Here is a 6,775-nt window from a genome sequence, read left to right as displayed (position 1 = left end):
GAATCAGCAGTTCATGTGGGAGAAACTAATCTTGGTGAACTCATGCCGGGTAAAGATCGCCAGTTCAACGCGGCGGATCTGGCTGCCGCGGCTAACCTTAAAAGCACTCTTGACTGTGAGTGCCCTAAACACATATCCGAGCTCATTACCGCGTTAGCCAGCTTCGAGGAGTACTCAGCGTCCTGTTCCATCGATAATTGGCACGACGCTGCTGTTCATTCCTGTATCTATACCTACACGGGACAGGCCAGGCACTTGATGGAGAAAGCCCTGCAGGCTGTGTTGGAAGAGCGTGGGGCTGATTTTCAAGCAGAGCTGAAGCGTCAAGCCTCGGCAGCAGGAGGCCCATGTAATGCCGGGTGATGTTCCTAGACTACCGTGTCGCGGTTGCACTAAAAATTGTATTAACTACGCCAGTTGCGGAGGCAAGCCTTGGCGGCTTCGCAATCAAATTTTTTCTTCGCTATCTTGGGCAGGCCTTAAAGCCTCCGGAAGCAAGCCGATGAAAGTTGGGGAGTCCTGCGCCGTATAAGCCCATAAAATAACGGGCGCTAGCGGCGGCACCATCAAGGTAGAGAACTGATACATCAGAGCGATGACGTCAGTGGGAGGGACGCGTTCGTGATTCATGAATACTGCGCCAAGGCCGAGCATTAAATCTTTAAGTGCCGTGCTGATGAGGCCGATCGCCAGGAGAGCCCATAGTCCGAGAAGGCACCAGGCAAACTTTTCCCAGCTTGCACGCATAGGCGTTGCAATATGCAAGGCCGTGAAAAAAGGTATCGAGTACGAGAGGGTGCGCGTGTTAATCGGGTAGCCAAGCTGATTGCCGGCCTCAAGGTGAGGCACCATACGACCGCCGGTTTCTCCATAGTTCGATAAAATCAGCATCTCGGTTTCTCTTAAGCCCACGCTTGCAATGGTGTCTCCCAGCCATCCGAGCAAAACCGGCTCAACCAGCATCACTGCCGGCGCGGCAACAAAGTTACCCAGGAAATACCAGGCCAAAAAGCATGCGGGTAAGAGGGCAAACACTGTGAGCGTAAACCGCAGCAATGGGCGCCTGTCGAGCCACTCGATCATGTGGCCGCCGGGGGGTGCTGCGACAAGTACCGCAGATACAACATGAACACCACCAGAACATCTAGCATGATGAGCACCGGCCACAGATACAGGTGTGTCCAAGTGAAAGCGTCCAGATTCCACTGCCCCAAATAAAACAGACTGATGATTCGAGCGATATTCATAACTTGGATCGCAAGAAATCCCAGCGTGATGGCCGCCGTTTTACGGCGCCAGTTTGCGGGGAAAGCGAGGACGCCTGCGACGAGGACGATGGCGGCTTCTACGCCATTGCATCCGGCTTCGATGGACACGGCGAACCCCGTTTGCGTGTGACTGATGATGCGGCCGCTCGCACGGACGTTGTCGTCAAACGGCATGATGATCGTAGCGCTGATGTCAGCAAGCCATCCAGTAAACGGTTGAATCACTGCAGCTTGCACAGGACCAAGTAGCTCCAGAGTAAACAGTCCGAGGAGCATTACGCAAAACAAAACAACAAAACGGTGCACGGAGTAGTTTGTCCGGTTTAAAGTGGGGCGGAATCGGCGCTTAGCGTAGGGACTGCACAAAGATCAGCAAGATGATGGCGGGACATACAAGGCGCAAGTGCCAAGGCCAGATCTTCCAGAAAAACCCCTGTGCTATGTCAGGAGCTCCTTTCTTTAGCTCATTGAGCACTGAATCCCGGTGCCATATCCAACCCACATAGATGCAGAATACAAAGCCTAGTAATGGCTGGCTGTAACGTGTGGTAAAGGCTATTACGAGGCCAAAGAGCGTGTCGAAATTAAGGAGAATGATGAGGCTCACCAAGGCGATGAGTACGCCGATCACCAGCACTGCTTTATGGCGCTCCACCCCGTGATTCTCAATAGTGTAAGCGACCGGCACTTCGAGCATAGATATGGAGGAGGTGAGGGCAGCAATACTCATCAAAAAGAAGAACGTCACGGACACCACGCCGCCAGCCATTCCCATATTTGAAAATAGTTCAGGTAAGACCGTAAATATCAGCGTGTCTTCCGAAAGCAAGGTTCCATCAGCGGCAAAGATTTCCACGCCGTTATTGAGTGCTACGTACATCGCAGGCAGTACCAAAAAGCCCGCTAGAACGGCGATTCCAATATCAACGGCAGTTACCAATCCGCCAGCAACCGGAAGATTCTCTTTGTCGCTGATATAAGAGCCATAGATCAACATGGTTCCGACACCCAGAGACAAGGAGAAAAACGCAGAACCCAAAGCCTTGATGATGAGTTGTGGTGAAAACGCACTCTCAAAGTCGGGCATGAGATAAACCCGTAAACCTTCACTAGCGCCGTCTAGGGTCAACACGTACGCGACCAGAGAGAACAGTGTGATCAGCAGCAAGGGCATCAGTCGGCTCGACCAGCGTTCTATGCCATCGCGCACCCCGGCAGAGATGATGGCAATGGTGAGTCCCATGAACAGGGCCATAAAGATGAGATTGCGCGAGAGCGAAAAGCCGATGAGCCACTGCGCCAGGTCCTCTGCATCTACCATCGCTGCAAGGGATGCGAGGCAATGGGCGATCATCCAGCCCGCGACAATCGCATAAAAGCTCAAAATTAAACTTGCAACAATAAAGCCCACGATGCCCGCGGTGGCGCCGATGTTTTGCAGTAGGGGGTTTTTACTCGTGCCCTTGAGGGCGGTAACGGCATTGGCGTGGGCATGTCTTCCGAGGACGAGCTCTGCCATCAAAGCGGGGTAGGCCAGAACAAAGGCCAATATGAGGTAAACGATGAGAAAAGCGGCACCACCGTTACTAGCCGCCTGTGTCGGAAAACCCCAGATATTGCCAAGGCCCACAGCGCTGCCCGCTGCGGCCATGATAAATCCAAAACGTGAAGAAAACTCGCCCCGAGCTTGCGCCATTTTTGTTGTAATTTCCTGGCTTGAAGCGGGCGAGTGTAGCACGCCGAAGATACGTCGTAATTCTTAGGAAGGCTTGGTTTCGCAGGGTCGATAGGGATTCTCTGGCCCGTCTAAACCAAACAATTTGAGAGTGAGGCTGGGAACGAGTAGCAGTGCCTGGGCAGACAGATCTGCGCTCGCCTGCAGTGGCGAAACACGAAGCTGTGGGTCACTAAGTTGCCCCTTAATGTGGATGGCACTGGGGAACTGGAACGCTCGCGTCTTTGACCGTGGTTCAATACGCACGTCGAGACTGTTCTTGGGTAGATTAACGGATGCCTTTCCTGTGGCGAGCATGCGCGGCGTCTCAATGTAGATGCTGTCACTGTGAGCAACGCCCGCCGTGAATTCAAACTGCGCCATGCTGCAGCTAAAGGTCGTAGTTTTCTCGCTGGCGCCTTTGACAAGCCAAGCCAGCAAGTTGCTCATCAAGAGATCATAGGCTGCGCCACTGACCGTCACATCGTTGAGCGCGGTGGAAACGCGGCCTTGAAGATTAGCCCGCCAGTCCTCTGCGACCGTGCCCCGGGTTAAAAGACCGCCCTGAAAGCTCAGGGCACCGCTTACGTTTTGTTGTAAACCCAGATCCTCGGTAAGCGCGCCTAGGGGCACCCTAATCCCCCGGCCTCCAAGACTAATCGCTGCGGGGGAGACACGGTAATCCACAGCGCCGCGCAGGATCAGTTCGCCGCCGGCATAACGGGTATCAAACTCGCGCAAGATAATACGCCCCGGCTCGCTATCCATGAGAAGACTAAGATCCTCAAGACGACTTAAGGGGCCGATGACTTGCCCACTTCGTAAGCTCAGTTTGAGGGGGAAGTCAGGAAGGACGTCGCTAAACTTCTGGATGTTCCAGGGCTCGTCCGCGGCAGTCGTTGTGACGCTGTTTGCTTGGCTTGCAAAGTCACCCAAATGCAATTGCGTGGTGTAGAGATCTAGGGCGAGTCGATCGACGGTGTTGCGATCAAGGTCAGCGGTGGCCACGGCCTGTATATGTGTGTCACCGATACCAATGTCAGATAGGAGAGTTGCATAACCGGGCCGCAGGCGCAGGCTTGCCTTTACCGCGTTGGGCGCTGTGGAAAGTGAAGTTGCGGCTTGCCAAACGTCGGGCCCTAGTTTTTCAAGACTGATATCCAAATCGGCACTGATCTTGTCATCGAGTACAGCGCCGTTCCCCGTGATATGAAATGCGGTATCCGGCAGCGGCTCGAGGCTCACATTAAGGTCGATTAAGCGCAGCGTATCGCTAGCGCGGGTCAGTAGACCTTTGCCGTGAACACTGTGCAGCTCGACCGGGGGACGCATGTCGAGAACCTGAAACAGCGGCGTGAGTTCAAAATCATCAAAATTCAGATGCAGAGATATCCCTCGGGCCAGCGCCAGTTCAGCAATCGTTCCTTTAGCCTCTAGCGCGCCTTTGCCCTGGTTGTGCGAGAGCACGAGGTCAATCACAGGTGCCGACAGCAGTGCCTGATTCCAGAGCAGGCTCGACTTACCGGACAGCGTGTAGTGTGGGTGTATAGCCTCAATCTTGCTGAGTTCTACCCGCAGCTCATCGAACGTGCCATGAACTTCGCCTTTGAACTCGGTCTTAACACCGGTCAGTTGCTTACGGAGCACGTCCTTGCTCAAATTGACGCCACTAGCCAGTAGTAATCCGGCTAAGTCGCCGACGGTCCCGTTAAGGTCCGCGTTAACAAATTGCTCGGATGAAAAAGCCGCTAGCTGCGAGAGCTTAAGAGTTTGCGCTTGGCTTGAGAGGCTTAGCCGGCTCTCGCCGATACCATAGAGTACAAGGGACGTTCGCTCTAAAACCGGCGCCGCCAGGGTGCCAGTGACTTGTAGCTCTAGCTCGCTGCGTATAAATAGGTCCGCGAGTGTGCCCTCATTGGGGATGAGCCCCGCCATCTCGCGGGCGAAGCCCTTCGCATGCAGGTCCATGGTGACATCAGCGCTGCCGCGGCGAGCGATTGTCCCCGAGGCCGTAAAGTCGTAAGCGTCATTCTCGCTGAGCCCAAGCTCGTCGAGCGTCAATACGAATCCGTTAAGGTCGCCGGTGAGGATGCCCTCTATGCTGAGATTGCCGCCAAATTGATACGCTTGTGCGTCAAGGGCCCGTAAAAAGTCGCCGACACTTTTATAGCGCCCCTTAACCGCGAGCTGGTAGCTCAAATCAGCTCCTGCCGCATCGACATATCCCAGAGCGCGAAGCTCCGAGTCCTCCTCAAGTCCGGAGATCGTGGCCGCAATATCCAGTCGGTGGGCTTGCTTACTCAATGTTCGCCATTCAGCCTGTGCCTCTAAAGATACGGATCGCTGCGCAATAGAAGCCTTGGCGCTGATATCCCAGCGCCCTTCTGGATTGCGTGCGGCACGCAGCTCGTGGAGAGGGAAAATCCAGATATTGTCCCGTCGGGAGATGAGGTGGAGTGAGGCCACCTCAATCTTCATGGGTAAGCGGGACAGTGGGGCAAGGAGGGCCTCAATATTGATGGGCTCGTCGCTGAGCTGTTCATCCAGGTAGTACGTGACATTGTTGGCGCTGAAATGCCCGCGGGTAATGTTGCCTAGCAGTAACTCCCGGGCAGACATGTTTAGGTCGACAGCCTGCAGAGCTATTAGGGGCGGGCCCTGCAGGTCGCTATGGTTGATCAAGATCAGATCGGCTTGGAACGTAAACGGAGACCAGCTAAGACGTGGGTTTGTAAGCTGAAGTTCGTAGGGCGTGATGCGCTTCACGGTGAGTCCAAGAGAGCGAAGTGCGAAGTCTGGGGAGGCCCGAAATGTTATCGCAGCCAATATTATTGATAGTGACGCGACGAGTGCTAAGACTAGCGATAGGCGAAGAAGGGACAACGTGGCGACGACGATTGGGAGTGAGTGTGAAGTCTAGCACCGTCAATCTATAAATCGCGGTCGAAGCTGGCGATCTGGGCGCTTCTCCATGCTAGAATTCTGCGCCTCGCGATCCGCTACGTTAGGGGGGTGAAGTTGGCAGGCACAGGAGACTTGAAATTCTCCTTTTCTATAATAAATATGCTGCAAAAAGCGGGTTAAAACACTGATAGCCCGGTTTTTTTAGCAACATGGTAGCAAAAATGATTTTTAGCGAGTGTGGTGGAATCGGTATACACATCAGACTTAAAATCTGACGGCCTAACGGCTATGCGGGTTCAAGTCCCGCCACTCGCACCACTCCTAAGCCCCCCATTTACGTCTCGTGGGGCAGATCACTAGAAGCTAGCAACGGGTAGTCAGTAGACTATTCGGAGCAACATCGTCGATATCACCATGACCGCTTTCGCCTATTCTCGGACTGTGGTCTATCCTTTTTTGAAATCCATCAACACAGCGATAAAGAAATGACTGAAACGGAACTTGTGGAAGCAGCAAACTCTAGCTGGAGCTTGGTGGTCAGTGCTTTGGGAGCTTACATGACTATAACAAGCGCCTATTTGATAGCTGCGTTTCTGGCCGGAGCAAAATTGACCACGCCACAAGTGGGGATTATCTCTGCACTTTTCATCACTATGGCAAGTACACTAATGATTGGCTTGTATGGGTGGACGGTACGCGGAAGCTATTACACATCGGAGCTCGCAGCGTTGAACTCGGACGCAGCTGCCCATGGATTTTCGGTGATCCCGATCGTACTGACAAGTATCTGTAGTATGGGGGTTTTGGCCAGCTTCAAATTCATGTGGGACATCAGACACCCCAAAAAACAATGACCGCACTGAGGTGTTCTGAGACGTTGCGAAAGACC

General features: G+C 53.7%; 5 protein-coding genes, 1 tRNA gene and 1 pseudogene. 3 read left to right on the top strand and 4 right to left on the bottom strand.

The annotated features are described in order from the left end of the window. Positions 1 to 363 (top strand): annotated as a pseudogene (locus ACI9KD_RS16545) (MerR family transcriptional regulator); the annotation flags it as partial. An 84-nt stretch (positions 364 to 447) separates the two neighbouring features. Here ACI9KD_RS16545 and ACI9KD_RS16540 read toward each other — a convergent pair. The 4 genes from ACI9KD_RS16540 to ACI9KD_RS16525 form a co-directional block, all read right to left on the bottom strand. Further along, positions 448 to 1,083 (bottom strand): exosortase H-associated membrane protein, encoded by a 636-nt coding sequence (locus ACI9KD_RS16540; protein ID WP_414982272.1) that lies wholly within the window; start codon positions 1,081 to 1,083, stop codon positions 448 to 450. Beyond that, complete coding sequence (xrtH, locus tag ACI9KD_RS16535) at positions 1,080 to 1,574, bottom strand: exosortase H (RefSeq protein ID WP_414982271.1); 495 nt, start codon at positions 1,572 to 1,574, stop codon at positions 1,080 to 1,082. Before xrtH ends, ACI9KD_RS16540 begins: the two co-directional genes overlap by 4 nt. A gap of 40 nt (positions 1,575 to 1,614) precedes the next feature. Continuing rightward, positions 1,615 to 2,964, bottom strand: coding sequence for a sodium-dependent transporter (locus ACI9KD_RS16530; protein ID WP_414982270.1), 1,350 nt, complete (start codon positions 2,962 to 2,964; stop codon positions 1,615 to 1,617). A 63-nt stretch (positions 2,965 to 3,027) separates the two neighbouring features. Then, positions 3,028 to 5,748: an AsmA-like C-terminal region-containing protein gene (locus ACI9KD_RS16525; protein WP_414982269.1), complete on the bottom strand. Its 2,721-nt coding sequence runs from the start codon at positions 5,746 to 5,748 to the stop codon at positions 3,028 to 3,030. A 369-nt stretch (positions 5,749 to 6,117) separates the two neighbouring features. On the opposite strand from ACI9KD_RS16525, the gene ACI9KD_RS16520 reads away from it, so the two are divergent. Beyond that, a tRNA-Leu gene (locus tag ACI9KD_RS16520) sits at positions 6,118 to 6,204 on the top strand. 167 nt (positions 6,205 to 6,371) lie between these two features. Next, positions 6,372 to 6,740, top strand: coding sequence for a hypothetical protein (locus tag ACI9KD_RS16515; RefSeq protein WP_414982268.1), 369 nt, complete (start codon positions 6,372 to 6,374; stop codon positions 6,738 to 6,740). Positions 6,741 to 6,775 lie beyond the last annotated feature (35 nt).

Source organism: Congregibacter sp., from assembly GCF_047617445.1.
Taxonomy (GTDB): domain Bacteria; phylum Pseudomonadota; class Gammaproteobacteria; order Pseudomonadales; family Halieaceae; genus Congregibacter.
Note: the sequence above shows the minus strand (reverse complement) of the source record. Positions and strands in the feature narration are given on the sequence as shown.